General features: G+C 60.5%; 20 protein-coding genes and 1 rRNA gene. 13 read left to right on the top strand and 8 right to left on the bottom strand.

What is annotated here, in order from left to right; genetic code table 11:
- Nucleotides 1-3 precede the first annotated feature (3 nt).
- The 3 genes from BLR25_RS16895 to BLR25_RS16885 all read left to right on the top strand — a co-directional run bounded on the left by BLR25_RS16895 (nucleotide 4) and on the right by BLR25_RS16885 (nucleotide 5,825).
- Nucleotides 4-1,206, top strand: coding sequence for an ABC transporter permease (locus BLR25_RS16895; protein ID WP_091939372.1), 1,203 nt, complete (start codon nucleotides 4-6; stop codon nucleotides 1,204-1,206).
- A gap of 207 nt (nucleotides 1,207-1,413) precedes the next feature.
- Entirely contained in the window at nucleotides 1,414-3,606 is a 2,193-nt protein-coding gene (locus BLR25_RS16890) for an HDOD domain-containing protein (RefSeq protein ID WP_091939259.1), read from the top strand.
- On the top strand, nucleotides 3,603-5,825 hold the full coding sequence (locus BLR25_RS16885) for a putative bifunctional diguanylate cyclase/phosphodiesterase (protein WP_091939257.1): 2,223 nt from the start codon (nucleotides 3,603-3,605) through the stop codon (nucleotides 5,823-5,825). Before BLR25_RS16890 ends, BLR25_RS16885 begins: the two co-directional genes overlap by 4 nt.
- A 49-nt stretch (nucleotides 5,826-5,874) precedes the next feature.
- Here the strand turns inward: BLR25_RS16885 and BLR25_RS16880 are convergent, their stop codons facing one another.
- The gene (locus BLR25_RS16880) at nucleotides 5,875-6,804 is read right to left on the bottom strand and encodes a DMT family transporter (protein ID WP_245715593.1); all 930 of its coding nucleotides are present in this window, start codon (nucleotides 6,802-6,804) and stop codon (nucleotides 5,875-5,877) included.
- Nucleotides 6,805-7,002: 198 nt separating this feature from the next.
- On the opposite strand from BLR25_RS16880, the gene BLR25_RS16875 reads away from it, so the two are divergent.
- From BLR25_RS16875 to BLR25_RS16850, 6 genes are all read left to right on the top strand, one after another.
- Entirely contained in the window at nucleotides 7,003-7,896 is an 894-nt protein-coding gene (locus BLR25_RS16875; protein WP_091939254.1) for a LysR substrate-binding domain-containing protein, read from the top strand.
- 58 nt (nucleotides 7,897-7,954) lie between these two features.
- Complete coding sequence (gene arsC / locus BLR25_RS16870; protein WP_091939252.1) at nucleotides 7,955-8,320, top strand: arsenate reductase (glutaredoxin); 366 nt, start codon at nucleotides 7,955-7,957, stop codon at nucleotides 8,318-8,320.
- A gap of 23 nt (nucleotides 8,321-8,343) precedes the next feature.
- Nucleotides 8,344-8,685, top strand: a complete 342-nt coding sequence (locus BLR25_RS16865) for a hypothetical protein (RefSeq protein ID WP_218122791.1) — start codon at nucleotides 8,344-8,346, stop codon at nucleotides 8,683-8,685.
- Nucleotides 8,686-8,757: 72 nt separating this feature from the next.
- Entirely contained in the window at nucleotides 8,758-8,964 is a 207-nt protein-coding gene (locus BLR25_RS16860) for a hypothetical protein (protein ID WP_091939250.1), read from the top strand.
- Nucleotides 8,961-9,824, top strand: coding sequence for a KPN_02809 family neutral zinc metallopeptidase (gene ypfJ / locus BLR25_RS16855; protein WP_091939249.1), 864 nt, complete (start codon nucleotides 8,961-8,963; stop codon nucleotides 9,822-9,824). The genes BLR25_RS16860 and ypfJ overlap by 4 nt, the downstream gene beginning before the upstream one ends.
- Complete coding sequence (locus BLR25_RS16850) at nucleotides 9,821-10,693, top strand: M23 family metallopeptidase (protein ID WP_091939247.1); 873 nt, start codon at nucleotides 9,821-9,823, stop codon at nucleotides 10,691-10,693. The genes ypfJ and BLR25_RS16850 overlap by 4 nt, the downstream gene beginning before the upstream one ends.
- On the opposite strand, the gene BLR25_RS16845 is transcribed toward BLR25_RS16850, so the two are convergent.
- On the bottom strand, nucleotides 10,665-11,447 hold the full coding sequence (locus tag BLR25_RS16845) for a hypothetical protein (RefSeq protein WP_176785957.1): 783 nt from the start codon (nucleotides 11,445-11,447) through the stop codon (nucleotides 10,665-10,667). The genes BLR25_RS16850 and BLR25_RS16845 overlap by 29 nt on opposite strands.
- A gap of 255 nt (nucleotides 11,448-11,702) precedes the next feature.
- On the opposite strand from BLR25_RS16845, the gene BLR25_RS21570 reads away from it, so the two are divergent.
- Nucleotides 11,703-12,023 (top strand): FeoA family protein, encoded by a 321-nt coding sequence (locus BLR25_RS21570; protein ID WP_218122790.1) that lies wholly within the window; start codon nucleotides 11,703-11,705, stop codon nucleotides 12,021-12,023.
- Nucleotides 12,020-13,912, top strand: coding sequence for a ferrous iron transporter B (gene feoB, locus BLR25_RS16835; protein ID WP_091939241.1), 1,893 nt, complete (start codon nucleotides 12,020-12,022; stop codon nucleotides 13,910-13,912). The genes BLR25_RS21570 and feoB overlap by 4 nt, the downstream gene beginning before the upstream one ends.
- A 39-nt stretch (nucleotides 13,913-13,951) precedes the next feature.
- On the opposite strand, the gene fur is transcribed toward feoB, so the two are convergent.
- Genes fur through BLR25_RS16820 form a run of 3 tightly spaced genes read right to left on the bottom strand, consistent with a single transcriptional unit; the run spans nucleotide 13,952 to nucleotide 15,764 of the window.
- The gene (gene fur, locus BLR25_RS16830; protein WP_091939368.1) at nucleotides 13,952-14,401 is read right to left on the bottom strand and encodes a ferric iron uptake transcriptional regulator; all 450 of its coding nucleotides are present in this window, start codon (nucleotides 14,399-14,401) and stop codon (nucleotides 13,952-13,954) included.
- A 9-nt stretch (nucleotides 14,402-14,410) separates the two neighbouring features.
- The gene (locus tag BLR25_RS16825; protein ID WP_091939238.1) at nucleotides 14,411-15,418 is read right to left on the bottom strand and encodes a pseudouridine synthase; all 1,008 of its coding nucleotides are present in this window, start codon (nucleotides 15,416-15,418) and stop codon (nucleotides 14,411-14,413) included.
- On the bottom strand, nucleotides 15,411-15,764 hold the full coding sequence (locus tag BLR25_RS16820) for an FKBP-type peptidyl-prolyl cis-trans isomerase (protein ID WP_091939236.1): 354 nt from the start codon (nucleotides 15,762-15,764) through the stop codon (nucleotides 15,411-15,413). Before BLR25_RS16820 ends, BLR25_RS16825 begins: the two co-directional genes overlap by 8 nt.
- A gap of 128 nt (nucleotides 15,765-15,892) precedes the next feature.
- On the opposite strand from BLR25_RS16820, the gene BLR25_RS16815 reads away from it, so the two are divergent.
- Both BLR25_RS16815 and tcdA read left to right on the top strand, forming a co-directional pair.
- A complete protein-coding gene (locus BLR25_RS16815) occupies nucleotides 15,893-16,999 on the top strand; it encodes an HD-GYP domain-containing protein (RefSeq protein ID WP_091939234.1) in 1,107 nt (368 codons plus the stop codon).
- Nucleotides 16,999-17,772, top strand: a complete 774-nt coding sequence (tcdA, locus tag BLR25_RS16810; protein WP_091939231.1) for a tRNA cyclic N6-threonylcarbamoyladenosine(37) synthase TcdA — start codon at nucleotides 16,999-17,001, stop codon at nucleotides 17,770-17,772. The genes BLR25_RS16815 and tcdA overlap by 1 nt, the downstream gene beginning before the upstream one ends.
- On the opposite strand, the gene BLR25_RS16805 is transcribed toward tcdA, so the two are convergent.
- The 3 genes from BLR25_RS16805 to rrf form a co-directional block, all read right to left on the bottom strand.
- Nucleotides 17,754-18,704 (bottom strand): MBL fold metallo-hydrolase, encoded by a 951-nt coding sequence (locus BLR25_RS16805; RefSeq protein WP_091939229.1) that lies wholly within the window; start codon nucleotides 18,702-18,704, stop codon nucleotides 17,754-17,756. The genes tcdA and BLR25_RS16805 overlap by 19 nt on opposite strands.
- Before the next feature lie 55 nt (nucleotides 18,705-18,759).
- Nucleotides 18,760-19,509: a DUF2189 domain-containing protein gene (locus tag BLR25_RS16800; RefSeq protein ID WP_091939227.1), complete on the bottom strand. Its 750-nt coding sequence runs from the start codon at nucleotides 19,507-19,509 to the stop codon at nucleotides 18,760-18,762.
- A gap of 124 nt (nucleotides 19,510-19,633) precedes the next feature.
- Nucleotides 19,634-19,747: ribosomal RNA gene (gene rrf / locus BLR25_RS16795) — 5S ribosomal RNA — on the bottom strand.
- Nucleotides 19,748-19,883 lie beyond the last annotated feature (136 nt).

The raw sequence follows: 19,883 nt of genomic DNA, 5'->3' as shown, positions 1-19,883 counted from the left end.
ATGATCCGCCCCATCGACGCCATCCACCTGGCCCTGCGCGCAATCGTCGCCCACCGCCTGCGCAGCTTCCTGACGCTGCTCGGCATCGCCGTCGGCATTGCCGCCGTCATCCTGCTCACGTCGATCGGCGAAGGTATCCACCGCTTCGTGCTGTCCGAATTCACCCAGTTCGGCACCAACCTGATCATGATCGAACCGGGCAAGGTCAAGACCACCGGCCCCAATCCCACCGGCATCCCGTCCTCGGTGCGGCCGCTGACGCTCGACGATGCGCGCGCCCTCGAACGCCTGCCTCATGTCGCCGGCATCAGCGGCGTCGTCTGGGGCAACACCGAAGTGCGCGGCAATGGCCGCGTCCGCCGCACCTCGGTCTATGGCGAAGGCGCCGACATGCCGAAGATCTACCAGATCCGGATCGCCTCGGGCCAGTTCTTCCCGAAAGAGGAAAGCGAAAATGCCCGCCCCTTCGTCGTCCTCGGCGCCAAGCTGAAGAACGAACTCTTCGGCGCCGAAAACGCCCTCGGCGCACGCATCACCATCAGCAACTACCAGTTCCGCGTCATCGGCGTGCTCGAACCCAAGGGTCAATTCCTCGGCATCGACCTCGACGAACTCGCCTACATCCCAACCGCCCGGGCGCTCGAAATGTTCAACCGCGACGGCCTCATGACGCTCGTCCTCTCCTACGAGGAAGGCGTTGCCGCCTCGCGCGTCGCCGCCGCGGCCAAGGTGCTGCTCAAGGCACGCCACGGCCGAGAGGACTTCACCCTGACGACGCAGGAAGACATGCTGCGCACGCTCTCGAAAATCCTCGACATCCTGACGCTGGCCGTCGGCGCGCTCGGCAGCATCTCGCTGCTCGTCGGCGGCGTCGGCATCGTCACGATCATGACCATCGCCGTCTCCGAACGCACCAGCGAGATCGGACTGCTCGTCGCCCTCGGCGCACCGCGCCGGACAATCCTCGGCCTGTTCCTCGGTGAAGCCGTCGCGCTCTCGGCCCTCGGCGGCGCCGTCGGACTGGCCCTCGGCATCGGCCTTGCGCAACTCATTCACCTGCTTGTACCGGCCCTGCCGGTGCACACGCCACCCGCCTTCGTCCTCATGGCCGAACTCGTCGCCATCACCATCGGACTGCTTGCCGGCGTGCTGCCGGCACGACGGGCGGCACGACTCGATCCGGTCGACGCGCTGCGCGCCGAATAGACGACGATTTTGGTAGAAATCGTGCGTTATGTCGCGCGCTGGCAACACTGACAAAAATTACAGAAAACTGTGAAAAAACGCCTTGAAATGCATGATTTCAGGCCTATAATCCGCGACTGAACGTCATTAGACGTCTGTCATCTGGTCGCGATACGATGCCTTCCCGAACAGACGTTTTCGCAGTCTTTCGCTGGTACAACGAGAACGATGCAACAGGTCCCCACGGATATTCGCAGCCGCTTGCTCTCTGCCCGCTTGCCGGCCATGCCGCAGATTCTCCTCAAGCTGATGGAACGCTGTCAGAACGAGGACACTGGCATGAGCGAACTCGCCGACCTGATCGCCAAGGATCCCGGCATCACCAGCAAGGTGCTCGGCGTCGCCAACAGTTCCGCCTTCCATCGTAGCGGACGGGCGCTCGGCCTCGAATCCGCCCTGGCGACGCTCGGCACCGACATGATCCGGACCTTGGTCATCAACGAGTCAGTCTCTCAGGTCTTCAACTCGCTGAACCAGTCCAACGGCATCGATCTCCGCGCTTTCTGGAAGCACTCGTTGACCGTCGCCGTCATCGCCAAGTCCCTCGCTGCCGAATCGGGCACCGTCTCCCCCGAAGAAGCCTACTTGGCGGGATTGCTCCACGACGTCGGGCGACTGGCGCTGCTCTCCGCGACCGATCGCGAATTCGCCTTTCTTTTCTTCGCCAGCGACGACGACCGCCTCCCCGACATTGAACACGGACAGCTCAACCTGAATCACACCGAGGCCGGCGCCATCCTCGCCGACCGATGGAATCTCGATTCCTTCCTGTCCGATTGTCTGCTCTATCACCATCGCAGCGCCGCCATCGACGACGCACACCCGCTCGTCGGCACCATCATCCTCTCGCATCTGATCAGCCAGCGCCCCGATGACGACGAGCTGCTGGCGGGCACCGCTGCCGCATGCGGCGTCGCCCTGGCCGACATTGCCGCAATCCGCGAGAAAAGCCACGATAAAGTCCGCGATTATGCCGAAGCGCTGGGCATCGACCTCAACGGCGCCGACGATCTCATCGTTCCGGCCGATGGTTGGGAAATTGCCGGACAGTTGGCGCAACTTGCCGAAAAGAATGCCGGCGCGCATCCCGTCGCACCCGGCGCCACGCCGCAATCGCCACAGGAAAGCATCCAGCAGGCCCTCGCCGAAGAAGTGCGCAATGCCATGCTGACGAAGGAACTGCATCAATCGCTCGTGGCCCGGCCGAAACCGCTGGCGGCGGCGATGGAAGCCATTGCCGGATCGGTCAGGATCCTGTTCGGCATCGAGGAAATCATCCTTTTTCGCAAGAATGCCAACGGCGATGCGTTGATCGGCACGCCGACGACGGAACACCGGCAACGCCTCAAGGGATTCACCCTCCGGGCTACCGGCGCCAGCCGACTATCGCAAGCGGCAAGATCGCAGCAAGCCATCATCATCGAGCACGACCCGGACTCACTCGACCTCGCCGAAAGCCAGCTCATGCGACTGCTTGGCTGCGACGGCCTGATCAGCATCCCGGTGACGCACACAGGCAATCCTATCGGCATTCTGATCGGCGGCATCCACCGCGCTCAGGTTCCGGCGCTGCGCAGTCGCGAACGTTTCCTGCACACCTTTGGCGCCCAGGCCGGGGCGGCCTTGCATGGATCCGACCTCGTCGCCAAAGAAACGTCCGACACGCATCGGAGCGCCGATGTCGCGACGATGCCGAGAAGGATCGTGCATGAGAGCAACAATGCGCTTTCGATCATCAAGAACTACCTCGGCGTTCTCGAAGGCAAGCTCGACAAGCACCAGATCGCCGCAAAGGAAATCACCGTCCTGCACGAAGAGCTCGACCGTGTCAGCCATCTCATCAATGCCGACGGCGACGAATCGCCGGCAACCGATGCCAATGCAATCATCGGCAATGTCGTTCGCATGTTCGTGGACACACGCGAATCGCAAGCCGCGACCCTGGTGAGCGCCGAGATCGAGGAAGAACGCTGCGAGGTCGCCTGCCCTCCGGGCGCACTCAAGCAAATTCTCATCAATCTCGTCAAGAATGCCATCGAGGCCATTCCCGAAGGCGGCGATGTCGTACTCGCCAACAAGGGGAGCGTCCATCGCGACGGGCAACGCTACGTCGAACTCAGCGTACGCGACAACGGCCCGGGAATTCCGCCGGCAACGCTGTCCTCGCTGTTCGCGCCGGTCGCCTCAGGCAAAGGCGGCACCCATCAAGGACTTGGCCTCTCCATCGTCCATGACCTCGTCAAGCAAACCGGCGGGCATATTTCCTGCCGCAGCAGCGCTCGGGGAACAACTTTCGACATGATCATCCCCGCCGCCACCAACGTCAAACCGGAACCCTTTGCCGGGGAGATCGCACCATGATTCACCTGATTTCGACTGAAGATTCCGCCGCCATCGAAGCGGCTCTCCGGCCCCGCGAACCGGAAGCCGCGGGTGACACTGCCGGCGCCGACGAAAAGCCACGGCTGCTGCTCGTCGACGATGAACCCCGCATGCTCGACAGCCTGGCTGCCCTGCTCGACGACGAACCTTACGAACTGTCGACGGCAAGTTCGGGCGCCCAGGCGCTCGCCCATCTGGATCAACGCCAGTTCGACCTGATCCTGCTCGACCTGCGCCTGCCCGACTGCAGCGGCCACGACATCATGGCCTTTGTCCGCGCCAACGCGCCGGCGACCAAGGTCATCGTCATCAGCGGCGAAACCGACATCGAAGGCGCAGTATCGGCGATGAAACGGGGCGCCTACGATTACCTGCGCAAACCCTATTCGCGTGCCGACCTGCTCAAGACAATCCGGCATGCGCTCGTGGAAAAACACCTCGAAGCTGAAAACCAGCGGATTTCCTGGCAACTCGAATGCTCCGAGAAGCTCTACCGCTACCTCGTCGATAGCTCTCCCGACATCATTTACACCCTCGACCCCGACGGCCGGTTCACCTACGTCAACAGCCGCATCGAGAAGCTGCTCGGATACACGGCGACGGAACTGGTCGGCGAGCACTATTCGGCGATTGTTCACGACGAGGATCTGGAACGCGCCCGTTACGTCTTCAACGAACGGCGCGTTGGCGAACGTGCCTCGCGCAACATCGAATTGCGCCTCAAGAACCAGCACCAGGACGACGAGCGCACCTTCGAAAACACCTTCATGACCATCTCCTTCAATTCGATGGGCATGTACTCGCAAGACCGGATGGCGCAGAACAGGCAGTATTTCGGGACCTACGGCGTCGCGCGCGACATCACTGAACGCAAACGCGCCGAGCAGTTGATCTCCTACCAAGCCTACCACGACATCCTGACCGACCTGCCTAACCGGATCCTGTTCAAGGATCGCTTGGGACTCGCCATCGCACAGTCGCAGCGGAACTGCTGCGACGTCGCGGTGATGTTCATCGACCTCGACCGTTTTAAGCTGATCAACGATACGCTCGGACACGTCAAGGGCGACGAACTGCTCCAGCAAGCGGCCATGCGGCTCAAGGACTGCCTGCGCAAGAGCGACACGCTGGCCCGCGTCGGCGGCGACGAATTCACCGTCGTCCTGCCCGAACTGCACAGCCGGCAGGATGCCGAGATCATCAGCGCGAAATTCCTCGAAGCGCTCCGCCACCCCTTCTTCCTCGATGGCATCGAGCTTTATATTTCGGCCAGTATTGGCATCGCCGTGTACCCGCACGACGGCGAGTCGATCGACGAACTGCTTCGTCATGCCGACATCGCCATGTACCACATCAAGGGCGGCGGCAAGAACGGTTATTCCTTCTTCGATCCCTCGATGCTCGCCGCCACCTACCAGAAGGTCGTCCTCGAAAAGGATCTGCGGCACGCGCTGGAAAACAACCAGTTCGAACTGTATTACCAGCCGCATGTCGACAGCCGCAGCGGCGAAATCATCGGCGCCGAGGCGCTGATGCGCTGGAATCACCCGGAACGCGGGCTCGTCAGCGCCGGAGAATTCCTCCCGTTCGCGGAAGAAAACGGTTTGATGATTCCGATCAGCGACTGGATGCTATCGGCATTATGCCGCGACCTTCTCAAATGGAAGGCAGCGGGGCTCGACAGAATGCCGGTATCCTTCAACATCTCGCCGCAGTACCTCGACCATCGCGACTGTTTCGACAAGATCAGCGCCACGCTCGCACATTACGGTATATCGCCGTCGCTGGTCGAAGCTGAAATCACTGAAAATCTCTGCATCCGCAGTCCTCAGCACGCCATCGAGCAACTGCACAAGCTTTCGTCGCTCGGCGTCAATATCGCCATCGACGACTTTGGCACCGGCTACTCGTCGCTGTCCTACCTGCACCGATTCCCTGTGCATAAAATCAAGATCGACCAGGCCTTCGTTCGCGCCATCGAAAGCGAGCAGGGCCACTACCCCGTCATTCTTGCGATCATCTCGATCGCTCGCGGACTCAATCTGCAACTGGTGGCCGAAGGCGTCGAGACGGAAACCCAGATCGTCTATCTTGAAAACAACGGCTGCACCACGATCCAGGGCTATTTCTATTCGCCGCCGATCCCGTGCCAGCAATTCATCCGTATGGCACAGGAAAAAAGGGCGAGGCGGGCCTAGGGGGTGTTCACAATCAAGCCTTGGTTGCGCAAGGGACTGGCGGCGGGGTTCAGCGCCGACGATTGACCAGCCAGATTCCCGAGCAGACGAGCAGCAGGGCCAACAGGTTTTTCCATTCCAGGACCGATTCGTTCAGGAACCAGGCCGACAGCAGCGCACCAAAAATCGGCACGAGGAAATTGAAGACGCTGATCATGCCGACGCCGTTGTACTTGAGCAGCACGCTCCACAGTGACAAAGCCACCGACGAGTTGAACACCAGGAAGGCCATCAACGCGGCAGATGCCGGGGTCAATGCCGCGAGATGCCCGCCCGAGACGGTGCCGGCGAACAGCAAGACGCTGCCGCCGATGAACAACTGATACCCCGTCATGACGGTTGAATCGAGCGTCCGCGAAATGCTTTTGCCATGGACCATGCCGGCTGCCATGATGAACGCTGCGATCAGGACGAAGCCCTCGCCGAGGAGCGTGAAGCTGAGGTCGAGCAATTCCGGATTGAAATTGACGGCCAGCACACCGAGGAATCCGACGATGCAGCCGACGACCTTGGCCAAAGTGACGCGCTCACCCTGGACGAAGAAATGCGCGAGAAACACGCCGAAGAAGGACACCGCACCATTAAGCACCGAACTCTTGACGCCGGTGGTATTGGCGAGACCGACGTAGAAAAAGACGTAATGCACCGTCGTCTGCCCCAAACCCAGTGACACGACGCCTTGCCAATGCCGCCGCGACAGGCGCAAGGACGCCCCGCCGATACGGGCGAACGCGAGCAAGACGAGCCCCGCCAGGGTAAACCGCCAACCGGCGAACAGCAGCGTTGACGGGATGTCGCCACGCACGACCTCGAACAGCGCATAGCCCCCTTTGATCGCCGGATACGAACTCCCCCAAAACAGGCAACACAAGGTTGCCAGCGCAAACACCAGCGAGCGGTTCGAGAAAATCGGATGGGGCGCGTCAAGCGCGGGATTCAATGAGTAAGAGGCCATGGCAGGAATAAAAAGACCGACGACACGGGCAACAGCTTTTTCGAGGAGGATGTCTGCCCTTCAGGGCGGCGCCGGAAAGAAATCGTTTCACAAGTCGCCATTATCCGGCTTTTATATCCACTATCAATTGTATTAAAACACCATTATTGATACGATAAACTTATCAATAAAACAGGGAAGCTCATGGATTTCCGGCAATTCCGGTACTTTGTGACCACCGCCGAAGAATTGCACGTCGCGCGCGCCGCCGAGCGTCTGGGCATTGCGCAACCTGCCCTGAGCCAGCAGATCAAAGCGCTCGAAACTCAGCTCGGCACTCGACTCTTTCTGCGAACAAAGCGACGCATCGAACTGACGGAAGCCGGGCAGGCATTTTTCGACGAAGCGCGTAACGTACTCGACCATGCCGAGCGTGCCACGCGCCGGGCGCGCGACATCGGGCGTGGCGAAGCCGGACGCATCGATATCGGCATCGTCGGATCGGCGATGTTCGACCAACCCTTTCCTCACCTTCTCTCGGCCTTTCGCAAGCAGCACCCCAAGGTCCATCTGGCCATGCACGAACTGCCGATTCTCCGGCAAATCGACGCCCTGCCGCAGCGCGAACTCGATGTCGCCGTCGTTCGCGCCCCGCTCCCCCACCGCCTGCCTGAGGGAGTCGAACATTTTCCCTTGTCGCGCCAGCGCATCCTCGCGGCCATCCCGGACAGCCATCGACTCGCGTCGGCCGCGTCGATCTCCCTGGCCGAACTCGCCGACGACGACTTCGTCTCCTTTCTCGATCCGGAAGGTATCGGCCTGGGGCACGACCTCATCGATGTCTGCCGCCGATCCGGCTTCACGCCGCGCGTCACCCAGCACGTTACCGAGATCGGCACCATGATCAGCCTGATTGCAGCGGGCTTCGGCGTCAGCCTGCTGACCGATATCCTGACCCCGATCCAGTTTCCCGGCATGTGTTATATCCCTCTCAACGAAGAACATTACTCGTGGCTGGTCGTCGTGCATCGGCGCTTCGAACGCTCCGCCACCGTCCAGTCGCTCCTCGACGGGCTGAGGTCAATCGCCCGCGACTGACGAACCCCACTGCGCCGCACCTGTCCAAGCGACCTCCAACCATAAAAAAGCGAAAGCCATGGAACACCCGACACTCGTCATCTACCACAATCCCCGTTGCTCGAAGAGCCGCTCCGTCTGCGACCTCGTCGCCGGCCGTGCGCTCGAGGCTGAAATCATCGACTACCTCAAGACGCCGCCGAGCCGGGAGGAACTGCGCGCGCTGCTCGACAAGCTCGGCATGAAAGCGTCGGAACTCGTTCGACGCGGCGAAAGCGTTTACCAGGAACACTACGCCGACAAGACACTGGACGAAACCGAATGGCTCGACGCGCTCTGCCAGCATCCGATTCTGATCGAACGCCCGATCGTCGTCTGCGGCGACCAGGCCGTCGTTGGCCGCCCGCCGGAAAAAGCCCTGGCGCTCATCGAATCGCTTCTCTGATCGCCGCGTGAGCGCCAAGCACGGTGAATGACGAACGCGAATACACCATCCGGCTCCACCCGGCGGCGCCGGAAAAGCCTGCTTACGGCGCGCCCTGCAACCGTTGCGGCGTGTGTTGCGCGGCCGAACCCTGCCCGATCGGCCGCCTGCTCTTTGCCCGACGACGCGGACAGTGCCCGGCCCTCGATTGGGACGGCAGCACCTACGCCTGCGCTTTGATCGTCGCCCCGGAGCGCCACCTCACATGGTTGCCGAAAGGCTTGCGGCACATCGCAGCACGCGTGTTTGCCCGCTCGATTTCGGCTGGCAAAGGCTGCGATTCCGCCGACGAGGTCGTCACCGGGAACGGCCCCGGCAACAACTGACGCCGAGAAGGCCGAAGACTTGTACGAAGACAGCCGGCCGGAGAAAATAGGACACTTTTTGAAGGGACGACGATGCCAAGCGCAGGATGGGGATGCCCCCACGAAGTCAACGGTCGTTGCAGCAAAATCAACGACCTGCCCTGCGACCCGGGCATGAAGGGTTGCCAGCTATTCGGCCGTTACGTCTTCTTTGACGACAGCAAGAACGCCCGCTTGCGGGAAAAGCAGGCGCGCGAACACCAGCAGAACACGGTCAAACAAGAGAAAAGCGAAGAATGAGACTCGACGATCAGGAAGAAAGCGGTAACGTCGAAGACCGCCGTGGCGAGTCCTATGGCGGCGGCATCGGCGCCGGTGGACTCGGCCTCGGCACCGTCATCCTGGCACTCGCCGCCGGTTATTTCCTCGGCATCGACCCGATGGCCATCCTCGGCATGGCTTCCAACCTGCAAGCGCCATCAAGCCCTCATGTCACGGCCCACAAGCCGCCACCCGACGACCCAGCGGCACGCTTTGTCTCCAAGATTCTGGCCAGCACCGAAACCACCTGGGACCGGATATTCCGCGAGCATGGTGAAACCTACCTCCGCCCCAAACTCGTCCTCTTCTCTGGCGCCACGCCAACCGCCTGCGGGACCGGCCAATCGGCGATGGGACCGTTCTACTGCCCGGGCGACCGGCGCGTCTATATCGATCTCTCGTTCTACCGCGACCTGCGCACGCGCTTCCACGCACCGGGCGAATTTGCCCAGGCGTATGTCATCGCGCACGAAGTCGGCCATCATGTACAGAATCTGATGGGCATCTCGGACAAGGTCCACCGCGCCCAGCAAGGCAGCAACCGCACCCGCGCCAATGCCTTGTCGGTCCGCCTGGAACTCCAGGCCGACTGTTTCGCCGGCGTGTGGGCGGCTCGGGCCGACGCAGCCAAACACATCATCGAACCGGGCGAAATCGAGCAAGCCCTGCGTGCCGCTTCGGCCATCGGCGATGACCGCCTGCAGCAGCAATCGCAAGGACGTATCGTTCCCGAGACCTTTACCCACGGCAGCTCCGAACAACGGGTCCGCTGGTTCAAACGCGGCATCGACAGCGGCGACATCCGCCAATGCGACACCTTCAAGGCCGCGTCGTTATGAGCGCTCGCAAAGGCTTTGCCGGTCTGCTGGCACTGATGCCTATGATCGCCCTGGGGCTGCCGCTCGAATCGCGGGTACCCGGCGGCATTGCCCTGCTGCCGCTCGGCAAGGTCGAGGTCCATCATCAGGCGCCGCGCGCGTGGCTCGACCAGCAACCGGTGTGGGTGACGCGCGACCGTGGAGAATGGATCGCGGTGGTCGGCATCGCCCTCGACACACCCACCGGCCCCCATACGTTGCGGGTGAGCGACGGCGCCGACGAGAAATCGCTGTCCTTTGAAATCCAGGCGAAGCACTATCCCGAACAACACGTCACGCTCAAGGACATGAGCAAGGTCCGACTGTCCCCCGAAGACGAGACGCGGGCGCTCGCCGAAATCGCCAGGATCAAGGAAATCCGGCAACACTGGCGCCCGACACCCGATGCCGATGGTCACCTGACCTTACCCGCCGACGGCCTGTTTTCAGGACGCTTCGGCAACCGTCGGATATTCAACGGCGAACCGCGCGCGCCGCACAGCGGTGCCGACATCGCCATTCCCCGCGGCACCGTCGTCAAGGCCGCCGCCGCTGGAACGGTTCTCGCCGTCGACGACTATTTCTTCAACGGCAAGACAATCTTCATCGACCACGGCAACGGACTCATCACCCTCGTCTGTCACCTCGACCGTATCGACGTCGCTCTCGGACAAAGCGTGTCATCCGGCCAGGAAATCGGCCGCTCGGGCATGAGCGGCCGCGCCAGCGGCCCGCATCTGCACTGGAGTGTCTACCTCAACGGCGTCGCCGTCGACCCGGCGCTGTGGGTACGCCCAACAAAGACCGGTTCGTCAGGAAAGGTCAAAACGCCGTCGACCAAACGGCTTTGATCACCGCCTTTTCGGGCGCGTCGCGATCGCCGTGGCCGATACCGACGTGCAGCGAACTCTCGCCCGGCAGCTCGAATTCGCCGACCAGATAGAACACCCGGTCGCGGCTTCCGGGGTGCAAGTCACCCAGTTTGCCCCAGCGAGTATAGGTTTCCATGCCGAGCGCCATCGACTCGCTGATCTTGCGCACGACCTTGGCGTCGAGACGGAACTCATACTTGCTGCTTTCCTCGTCGCCGCCCAAGCCACGGGCAAGTACCGGGTTCAGCGTCATCCGGTAATTGTCGGTTTCCCGACCGACGATGCCGCGAAACTCAAGCCCTCGCGGCGCCGAATCAAAGCGACGCGCAAACGTGTCGTACTCATTGTTGAAACCGTAGAAAAACCCGTTTTCCAGCTTTGTGACATGCTTGATCCGGAGCATCACCCCGGACGCGCCCCAGGCACCTGAACGCGAGGATTCGCTATCGATACCGGCACGACGGATCGGCAAGTGAATGCCCACTTCCCAGCCCGGACCCAAGCCGGTGGCGAATTCGGCCATCAGGTTCGTCTGCCGCTGCTCCGGCCAGGTACCGTCATCGGTCGCCTTGATCCCGCGCACCGTGTAATTCGAATGCAGCGACGCCACCAACTCGCCTTTTTCCGCCGTGTCGTTCTCGTGCAGCATGATTTCCGGATCCGTCGCCATGGCTACACCGCTGGCCATCAAGGCCAGTGCGGCAAGCCCGCGTACCAAATGCCGTACTGTCAAAACACTCTTTCTTTGCATTGTCGTCCGTGTCCCGTTTGGAGAGGTCATAACAACCGTTCCCGCGCATCACTGACGGCTTTGGCGATCTCCACAGCATGGACCACGCCAACGCCTTTTGGTTGTCACCCCGGAACGATATATTTTTTCAATGATAACTGTTCTCGTTTTAAATGGGAACTGTTATCATTGAAACAAATCAATACACACGTCGTCCCGACGGCGACGCAATGCCCCACTTTCGCGAGGACTCCCATCGTGCCTACCCCCTCTCAACGGCAAAACGAAACCTCTCTCGACCAGGCAAGCATTGGCGAGAAACTGCTCGTCACCCGCGTGCGCCCCTCCCCCATCGCCAGTGAATGGGATCGCTGGCTTGGAGAAATCGGCTTTTTCCCTGGCGAACGCGTCGAGTTGATGGCCAAGGCCATTCCCGGCGGCGACCCGCTCGTCATCCGGGTCGGGCAATCAACATTTGCGCTACGCTGCGCCGAGGCCGCCTGCATCGACGTCATCCCGCACGAAACGACGGCGGCAACACAGACGCAAACGCTGGCCATGGAAGGAAGCGGGGCATGAGACAAGCGGTCATCAAACTGCATCCGCCCGGCGCGCTGCTGGCGCTGGTTGGCAACCCTAACTGCGGCAAGACGGCACTGTTCAACCGCCTGACCGGCAGCCATCAGAAAGTCGCCAACTACGCCGGGGTCACCGTCGAGCGCAAGGAAGGTCGGTTTTCGACCCCCTCCGGCAAGAATCTACGCATCCTTGATCTACCCGGCGCCTATAGTCTTTACCCCCGCTCCCCGGACGAACGCGTCACCTGCGATATCCTTTTCGGACAAGCACGCGACGAGAAACGCCCTGACCTCGTCATCTGCGTTGTCGATGCGACCAACCTGCGCCGCAACCTGCGCCTCGTACTCGCCGTCAAGCGCCTTGGCTTGCCCTGCGCAGTCGCGCTGAACATGGCCGACCAGGCCGAAAGTCGCGGCATCACGATCGACGCCGACGCCTTGGCCGCAGAACTCGGTCTGCCGGTCGTCAGCACTGTCGCGATCCGACGCGACGGCATTGACGCCCTGGTCAAGCTGATCGACACCCCGACAGCCTGGCGACGTCCTGCATCCGAGAAAGCGACGGGCAATGCCGTGAATCACGACGCTGGCGACCATATCGAGATCAAACGGATTCTCCAGCGCCTCGGGCTCGACGAGATCGTCCCGCACACGACCAGTGACCGCATCGATCGCTGGGTGTTGCACCCTGCGCTCGGTCCCCTGCTGCTGACGGTCGTGCTATTTCTGATGTTCCAGGCCGTCTTTGCCTGGGCCAAATGGCCGATGGACCTCATTGAGTCGGCAACCGGAGCGCTCGGCACACTGGCTGGCGACCACCTCGCCGACGGCTGGTTCAAGAGCCTGCTCGTTGATGGGGTTATTGCCGGCGCGGGCGGTGTGCTGGTATTTCTGCCGCAAATCCTGATTCTGTTTTTCTTCATCCTGGTCCTCGAGGAATCGGGCTACCTGCCGCGCGCCGCCTTCCTGCTCGACCGTCTCATGGGCTGGGTTGGACTGAGCGGCCGCTCCTTCATCCCGATGCTCTCGAGCTTCGCCTGTGCCATCCCCGGCATCATGGCCGCACGCACCATCGCTGATCCGCGCGACCGGCTCGTCACCATCATGATCGCGCCGCTGATGACCTGTTCGGCCCGTCTTCCGGTGTACGCCCTGTTGATCGGCGCTTTCATTCCGGCGCGTGAAATCGGCGGCCTATTCGAACTCCAGGGGCTCGTGCTGTTCGGTCTCTATCTGGCGGGAATTGTCGGCGCGATGGGCGTCGCCTGGCTGCTCAAACACTTTACCGCCAGCGGCCGGCAGGTTCGGCCGCTGATGATGGAACTACCCAGCTACCACCTGCCGACGGCGCAGAATATCGCTATCGGACTATGGCAGCGCGCGGCCGTCTTCCTCAAGCGCGTCGGCACCATCATCATGGCGCTGAGCGTTGCGCTCTGGTTCCTCGCCAGCCACCCCGTTGCTCCGCCGGACGCCCAGGAATCGGCAATCGAATACAGCTATGCCGGACGGATGGGCAAAGTCCTGGCGAACGTGTTCGAACCGATCGGTTTCAATTGGCAGATCAGCGTGGCGCTGGTCCCCGGCATGGCCGCGCGTGAAGTCGCCGTCAGTGCCCTGAGCACCGTCTATGCCCTCTCGGCCGAGAGCGACGACGAAAAAGCCGAGGCACTGGCACCGGTCATCGCGGAAAAATGGAGCCTGGCGACGGCGCTGGCCTTGCTCGCCTGGTTCATCTTCGCTCCCCAGTGCCTGGCAACGCTGGCGACCGTCAAGCGCGAAACCGGTGGCTGGACGATGCCGCTGGTAATGGCGGCCTATCTCTTCACATTGGCCTGGGTGGCGGCATGGATCACGTTCCATACCGCCGTTGCGCTGGGGTTCGGCTAAGCGGCCCCCGCGACGACACGCGCCGCTTTACGCAACCGCCTAGTGCTTGCCTTCGTCCTCGCCATGACGGCGGGGACACGCGTCGTTGAGACAATCGACAAACAAGTAGAGCGCGTGCTCGTTGATTTCAAAGCCGCGATCCTTGGCGATTTTGTTTTGGCGTTTCTCCAGACTCTCGTCATAAAACTCCTCGACGTGTCCGCAGGTCGAGCAGACGAGATGATCGTGGTGCTCCCCGGCCTTCAGTTCATAGACCGATTTACCGGACTCGAACTGATGACGCTCAAGCAGACCACTCTCCACGAACTGCGTCAGCACGCGATACACCGTTGCCAGGCCGACGTCGCTGTTTTCCTTCGCCAGCAGACGATGAACATCATCGGCTGACAGATGCCGCTGCGAACAGGTGCGAAAAAGCTCCAGAATTCTAAGGCGCTGACTCGTCGCCTTGAGCCCCAGTGCCTTGAGATCTTTCAAATCATTGGTCATGACCATCCCTCAGAATTTTTCGCCCTCGCGCAAATAACGCCACTTACCCAGAGGCAAATCGCCCAGCATCACGCGTCCCGTGCGCACGCGCTTGAGACCGACCACCCGCAAACCAACCAGTTCGCACATGCGCCGAATCTGCCGCTTACGCCCCTCCTTCAGGACGAATCGCAGTTGATCGTCATTGAGCCATTCGACGTCGGCGGGCTTGAGCGCGCGTCCGTCCAGACTGAGTCCGTGACGCAACAACGCCAACCCGTCGGACGCAAGAGTCCCTTCGACGCGAACCAGATACTCCTTCTCGACCTTCGAGTCTTCGCCGATGAGTTGACGCGCCACACGCCCGTCCTGAGTCAGCACCAGCAATCCGGTCGAGTCGATATCGAGGCGACCGGCAGGCGCCAGCCCCCGGAGATGCCCTGGCTGAAACCGCTGCCCCGCAGCCGTGGCATGCTGGTTTTCCGGCAGGATCAACTTCACCGCCGGAACGCAGCCCGGCTCGGGCTGTCCGGACACATAGCCAACCGGCTTATGCAGGATGATCGTCACGAGGTCCCGCTGCGACACTTGTGCGGCCCGATCGAGCGTAATCTCGTCGGTGACGGCGGCGCGCGTACCCAATTCGGTCACGCGGACGCCATTGACGAAGACCCAGCCGCGTTCAATGTAGGCGTCCGCCTCACGCCGCGAACACAAGCCACGCTCGGCCAAGAGTTTGGAAACCCTGATGCCGCTGGGAGGCTCCGTCCTCGACACGCTTGGACGAGCGACAGGCTTTTCTTCCCGTACCGGCCGTTTATGCGTTGGCGCCGGGTGAGCGGACTTAGGCCTCGGCTCTTTATGGCCGTCCCGCTGACGCCAATCCTTCTTCTTCGGTGTTTCTTCCGGTTCCGGCGTTGGCGCTGCATCCGGCTTGCGCCGGGCATTCGGCGAGCCACCACGAACAGGGCGCCGTTTCGGATTGACCTCAACCACCTTGTCCGGCAAACCAAGCGGCTTGCGCGACGACTCAGTCATCCTCGGAAACTTCCAGAAGCTCGACTTCGAAAACCAAAGTCGCATTCGGCGGAATGACGCCACCTGCGCCGCGACTCCCATAGCCCAACTGCGGCGGAATCGTCAATTTCCGGATACCGCCGACCTTCATTCCCTGGACGCCTTCATCCCAACCCGCGATCACCATGTGCGCGCCGAGCGAAAACTCGAATGGTTCATCCCGATCCTTACTTGAATCGAACTTCGAGCCATTGGTCAGCCATCCGGTGTAATGAACGGTAACGAAATGACCGGCCTCGGCCGTATCGCCAGAACCGATCTTGACTTCTTCGATATGCAAACCCGACGGCATTGTCATGCTGGTCATGGCGAATTCCCTTCTTAAAAGCCGGAGTTTAGCCCAGAGCTTCGCATCGAGCCAGTTTCGACGAGAAATGACGATGCACAAGCTTTCGGCTACACTTTGGCGAGACCCCAAAAACAAGGCGAATCCTCATGGACATCAGCACGATCATCGCTCCGGTCATCACGGACAAGCAAGCCCTTGAAGAGTTCATCGAATCCCTGACCGACCTTGCTCCCAGCATCGAAAGGGATGTCGCCCGCTTGAAGGCATCGCCGGACGATCGTGAAATCATCGCCAGCCTGTTCCGGGCGGTACACAACATCAAGGGAGACGCAACGCTCTGCAAGGTGGAACTTGCCGTCAGCATCGCGCATCCGATCGAAACCGTTCTGTCGCGCCTACGCGATGGTGAAATCGAATTTTCCGATATCCTCGCCGAGGCAATCCTGCTCGCCATTGACCGCCTGGAACTCGCGGTCGAATCGCTGTATTCCGGAAGGTCGCTCGCCAACCTGCAACTGCTCGATCTCCTTCAGCAACTGGGCCAGCTTTCGCAAACGGCGCCGAGCGACATCATCGCCGCAGCAAGCACGCTGATCGAAAGCGTTACCGGGTTCCGCCCCGCCGCGGAAAACTCTCAGCTCTTGCGTGCACTCAGTCCCGCACACGGCCTCAGGACAAAGCAGCAGGCCAATGAAGACCTGCGTTTCTTCCGCACACTGGCGGGACAACTCGAAGCCCGCTCGCCGCTATTCAAGGGACGGACGACGAGACTTCTGCGCTTAGCCAGCGAAACGAATTACGAGATGGGCAAGCCTGTCGACCCGGTACAACTCGAAGCCGCAATTTACATTCACGACATCGGCATGATGTTCCTGCCCGAATCGGTCTGGCTCAAGGTCGGGCGCATCACCGACGAAGAAAAGTCGGCTTTACGTGCCCACCCGGAACTCGCATACGGCTTTTTGTCGCGCATCCCCGGCTGGGAAGTAGCCGCCGAGATCGTATTACAGCATCATGAAATGCCTGACGGCCAGGGCTATCCGAAGAGCATCACCGGCGCACAAATATGTCCCGGCGCGAAGATCCTGTCGATCGTCGACGCATTCGAGTCAGTCATGCTCAAACATATCCACCGCGGGCGAAACCGCTCCGTCCTACGCGCCATCGCTGAAATCAACGCATGTGACAATCAATTCGCCCCGGAATGGATTGCTCCCTTTAACCACATCATCCGCCGGACTGTCGAAGCCTGATGTCCGGAGAAGACACTGATATCGCTAGGCGATTTGGGGGCGTTCGCAGGCTTTATGGCGAAACCGCCTTGGCGCGTTTCCGATCTGCACACGTCGCCGTCATCGGCATTGGCGGCGTCGGATCCTGGGCGGCCGAGGCGCTCGCCAGATCTGCGATCGGCAAAATCACGCTGATCGACCTCGACATGGTCGCGGAATCGAACGTCAATCGCCAGATTCATGCGCTCGATGATGCCTTCGGCAAGGCAAAAACGACCGCCATGGCCGAACGCATCCGTGCGATCAACCCAAGCTGCGAGGTCATCGAGATCGAGGACTTCGTCACGCACGAGAACATCGACGCGATGCTCGATCGTAAATTCGACTGCGTCATAGACGCCATCGACCAGGTGCGAATCAAGATCGCGTTAATCGCCTGGTGCCATTCACATAGCATCCCGATCGTCACATCGGGCGGCGCAGGAGGACAAACCGATCCGACCCGCATTACGATATCGGATCTGTCGCGTACGATTCAGGATCCCCTGCTCTCAAAGGTACGGTCGGCGCTACGCAAACAACACGGTTTCCCGCGCGACCCTCGGCGAAAGTTCGGCGTTCGTGCGGTATATTCGACAGAGCCTGTCCGCTATCCGGAAAGGAGCGACAGTTGCGAAGCGATCCCATCGCTCACCGGACTGAATTGTGCGGGGTTTGGCTCGTCGGTCTGCGTCACGGCGCCATTCGGCTTGTTTGCAGCATCAGAAGCCCTGGCTCAGCTTACCGCAACCTGACCCTCAGCCCAGACGCACAACCCCTGCGTATTGAGATCGATATCGTTGGCCAAGAGCGCCAGAACTTGCGCCTCGGGCAGTTCGCACCCCACCGCCCGAACCTCTGCCAAGGCAAAACCGGCCAATACCTCGCGCAATTCCTTTTGACGCTGTTCACCGGTCGATGCGATCTGCAGTGTCATTTGGACGAAAGCATCAATCTGTCGATGCAAGGCCTCGCCGCAATACGCCACCTCGGTCAAACGACCGAAATGCGTCAGGTAAACCGCCGGCGGACGATAGGCCAGCAAGCGATCCATTGACGCATGCAAGGCTGGCGGATCGAGTTGAACCGGCGTCGTAGTCGGAAACACAAACGGACGGTCAGGGCCGGTCAGTTCGGCATAGCTGAGCCCGAAAGTATCGCCTGTAAAAATACCGCCAGAGAGCTCATCGACAATGGCGATATGATGCTTTGCATGCCCCGGCACGTCCAAACACAAGAGTTGCCTGCCCGCGAGGCTGACCGAAAAACCATCCTGGGCTTCGATGATCCGATGCGCATCGATCGGCAGGATCTCCCCGTACAAGCGAGTAGTTTCCTCGGCGCCGTAAACACCAATCGTCCCGGCGACCAGTTTAGAGGGATCCGCCATATGACGAGCGCCTCGAGGATGAACCACGAGTTGCGCATTGGGAAACTGGCGCATCATGGCACTGGCACCGCCGGCGTGATCGAGATGGACATGCGTCGGGATAACGAAATCGACCGCATCCGGTGAAATGCCAAGCTGCTGAAGCGCAGCCATCACCCGCACCATCGAACGATTGCAGCCCGTTTCGACGAACGCGGCGCGACCGTTTTGAACAATCAAATAAATCGCGGCCAGTCCGTCGCGAACATAACCGGAGTCGATCGCGTAAATCCCCTGCCCGAAAGACACCAATGACATTAGATTGCCTCACGAAAAGGCGACATTATGCCTGCGTTTCGCGGCCTGAACAGGATTACGAGGGGAAGACCTCGCGATAAAGCGAATGACTTGCGTAGGCCAAAACGGGGAAGGCCACGAGGAACAGCGGAAAGATCACAATGCTGATGACAATTGAAATCGTCAAAACAGCCGACCAAAGGAGACAGGGAACGAAATTTCGAAAGACCGCCGTGACGCTAAGGGAAACGGCACGCAGGAGCCCCGCGCGCCGATAGTAAAGCAGGGGGACTGAAAAAGCGGAAACAGCAAACACACCAAACGCCAAAAGGGCGCCGACGACGAAACTCCACATCAGGAACGCCAACACATTCGCACTGGGCGCGATCAGATTGAAGATCGGCTCCGGGACCCGACCGATGATGCTACCGTACTGGTACGCTGCATTGATCACCCAGAAGACAAACAGAATCGTGCAAAGCAAGGCGATCAGAGATATCCCGAAATTCGTGCGGGAAAAACCATGGCGGATATCGGCAGCGCTGCACGCTTGGCCAATCGACACTTTGTCAGCAATCGCGAAAAAACCGCCCAACAAGCAGGGGCCGAGCAACATAAATCCGCCGGACACCGGAAAAATAAAAGGGGCATAACTCGCACGCATGATGCTGGCAAGAATCGCCACCCCGATCAGCGCGAATATCATCGAAAACGACACGCTCAACGGGCGAGTTCTGACAAACATCGCCCAACCGCGGCGCACGACTTGGGGGAGGATACTTACGGGAATCTTGACGATCGTCACTTCATTGGCCGAATGACTCATATCGCGCTCCGGAAAGTTGTCAATATTTTGACAGATTTATGCGCAACTGCGTTATGTCGTAGCGCTACGACCGGCCAATAAAAAACCCCAATCTTAGGTAGATTGGGGTTTTTTGGTATGGGGAGCCTGGCGGTGACCTACTTTCGCACACGGGAAGTGCACTATCATCGGCGCAACTTTGTTTCACGGTCCTGTTCGGGATGGGAAGGGGTGGGTCCAAAGCGCTATGGCCGCCAAGCATAACTTGTTCGCTCGTCGCTGGTTAAAGCGCCGAACGCAAAATCGGAAGAAGGTGGTATTGGTTGTGATTGTATCTTGAACAAACGGTGTTGCTTAAGGTTATAGGATCAAGCCTCACGGGCAATTAGTATCAG

This window comes from Propionivibrio dicarboxylicus, assembly GCF_900099695.1.
GTDB classification, from domain to species: domain Bacteria; phylum Pseudomonadota; class Gammaproteobacteria; order Burkholderiales; family Rhodocyclaceae; genus Propionivibrio; species Propionivibrio dicarboxylicus.
Note: the sequence above shows the minus strand (reverse complement) of the source record. Positions and strands in the feature narration are given on the sequence as shown.

Coding starts and splice junctions, on each gene's coding strand:
- BLR25_RS16890 (WP_091939259.1), top strand. CDS start 1,414: ATGCAACAGGTCCCCACGGATATTCGCAGCCGCTTGCTCTCTGCCCGC.
- BLR25_RS16885 (WP_091939257.1), top strand. CDS start 3,603: ATGATTCACCTGATTTCGACTGAAGATTCCGCCGCCATCGAAGCGGCT.
- BLR25_RS16875 (WP_091939254.1), top strand. CDS start 7,003: ATGGATTTCCGGCAATTCCGGTACTTTGTGACCACCGCCGAAGAATTG.
- arsC (WP_091939252.1), top strand. CDS start 7,955: ATGGAACACCCGACACTCGTCATCTACCACAATCCCCGTTGCTCGAAG.
- BLR25_RS16860 (WP_091939250.1), top strand. CDS start 8,758: ATGCCAAGCGCAGGATGGGGATGCCCCCACGAAGTCAACGGTCGTTGC.
- ypfJ (WP_091939249.1), top strand. CDS start 8,961: ATGAGACTCGACGATCAGGAAGAAAGCGGTAACGTCGAAGACCGCCGT.
- BLR25_RS16850 (WP_091939247.1), top strand. CDS start 9,821: ATGAGCGCTCGCAAAGGCTTTGCCGGTCTGCTGGCACTGATGCCTATG.
- feoB (WP_091939241.1), top strand. CDS start 12,020: ATGAGACAAGCGGTCATCAAACTGCATCCGCCCGGCGCGCTGCTGGCG.
- fur (WP_091939368.1), bottom strand. CDS start 14,401: ATGACCAATGATTTGAAAGATCTCAAGGCACTGGGGCTCAAGGCGACG.
- BLR25_RS16825 (WP_091939238.1), bottom strand. CDS start 15,418: ATGACTGAGTCGTCGCGCAAGCCGCTTGGTTTGCCGGACAAGGTGGTT.
- BLR25_RS16820 (WP_091939236.1), bottom strand. CDS start 15,764: ATGACCAGCATGACAATGCCGTCGGGTTTGCATATCGAAGAAGTCAAG.
- BLR25_RS16815 (WP_091939234.1), top strand. CDS start 15,893: ATGGACATCAGCACGATCATCGCTCCGGTCATCACGGACAAGCAAGCC.
- tcdA (WP_091939231.1), top strand. CDS start 16,999: ATGTCCGGAGAAGACACTGATATCGCTAGGCGATTTGGGGGCGTTCGC.
- BLR25_RS16805 (WP_091939229.1), bottom strand. CDS start 18,704: ATGTCATTGGTGTCTTTCGGGCAGGGGATTTACGCGATCGACTCCGGT.
- BLR25_RS16800 (WP_091939227.1), bottom strand. CDS start 19,509: ATGAGTCATTCGGCCAATGAAGTGACGATCGTCAAGATTCCCGTAAGT.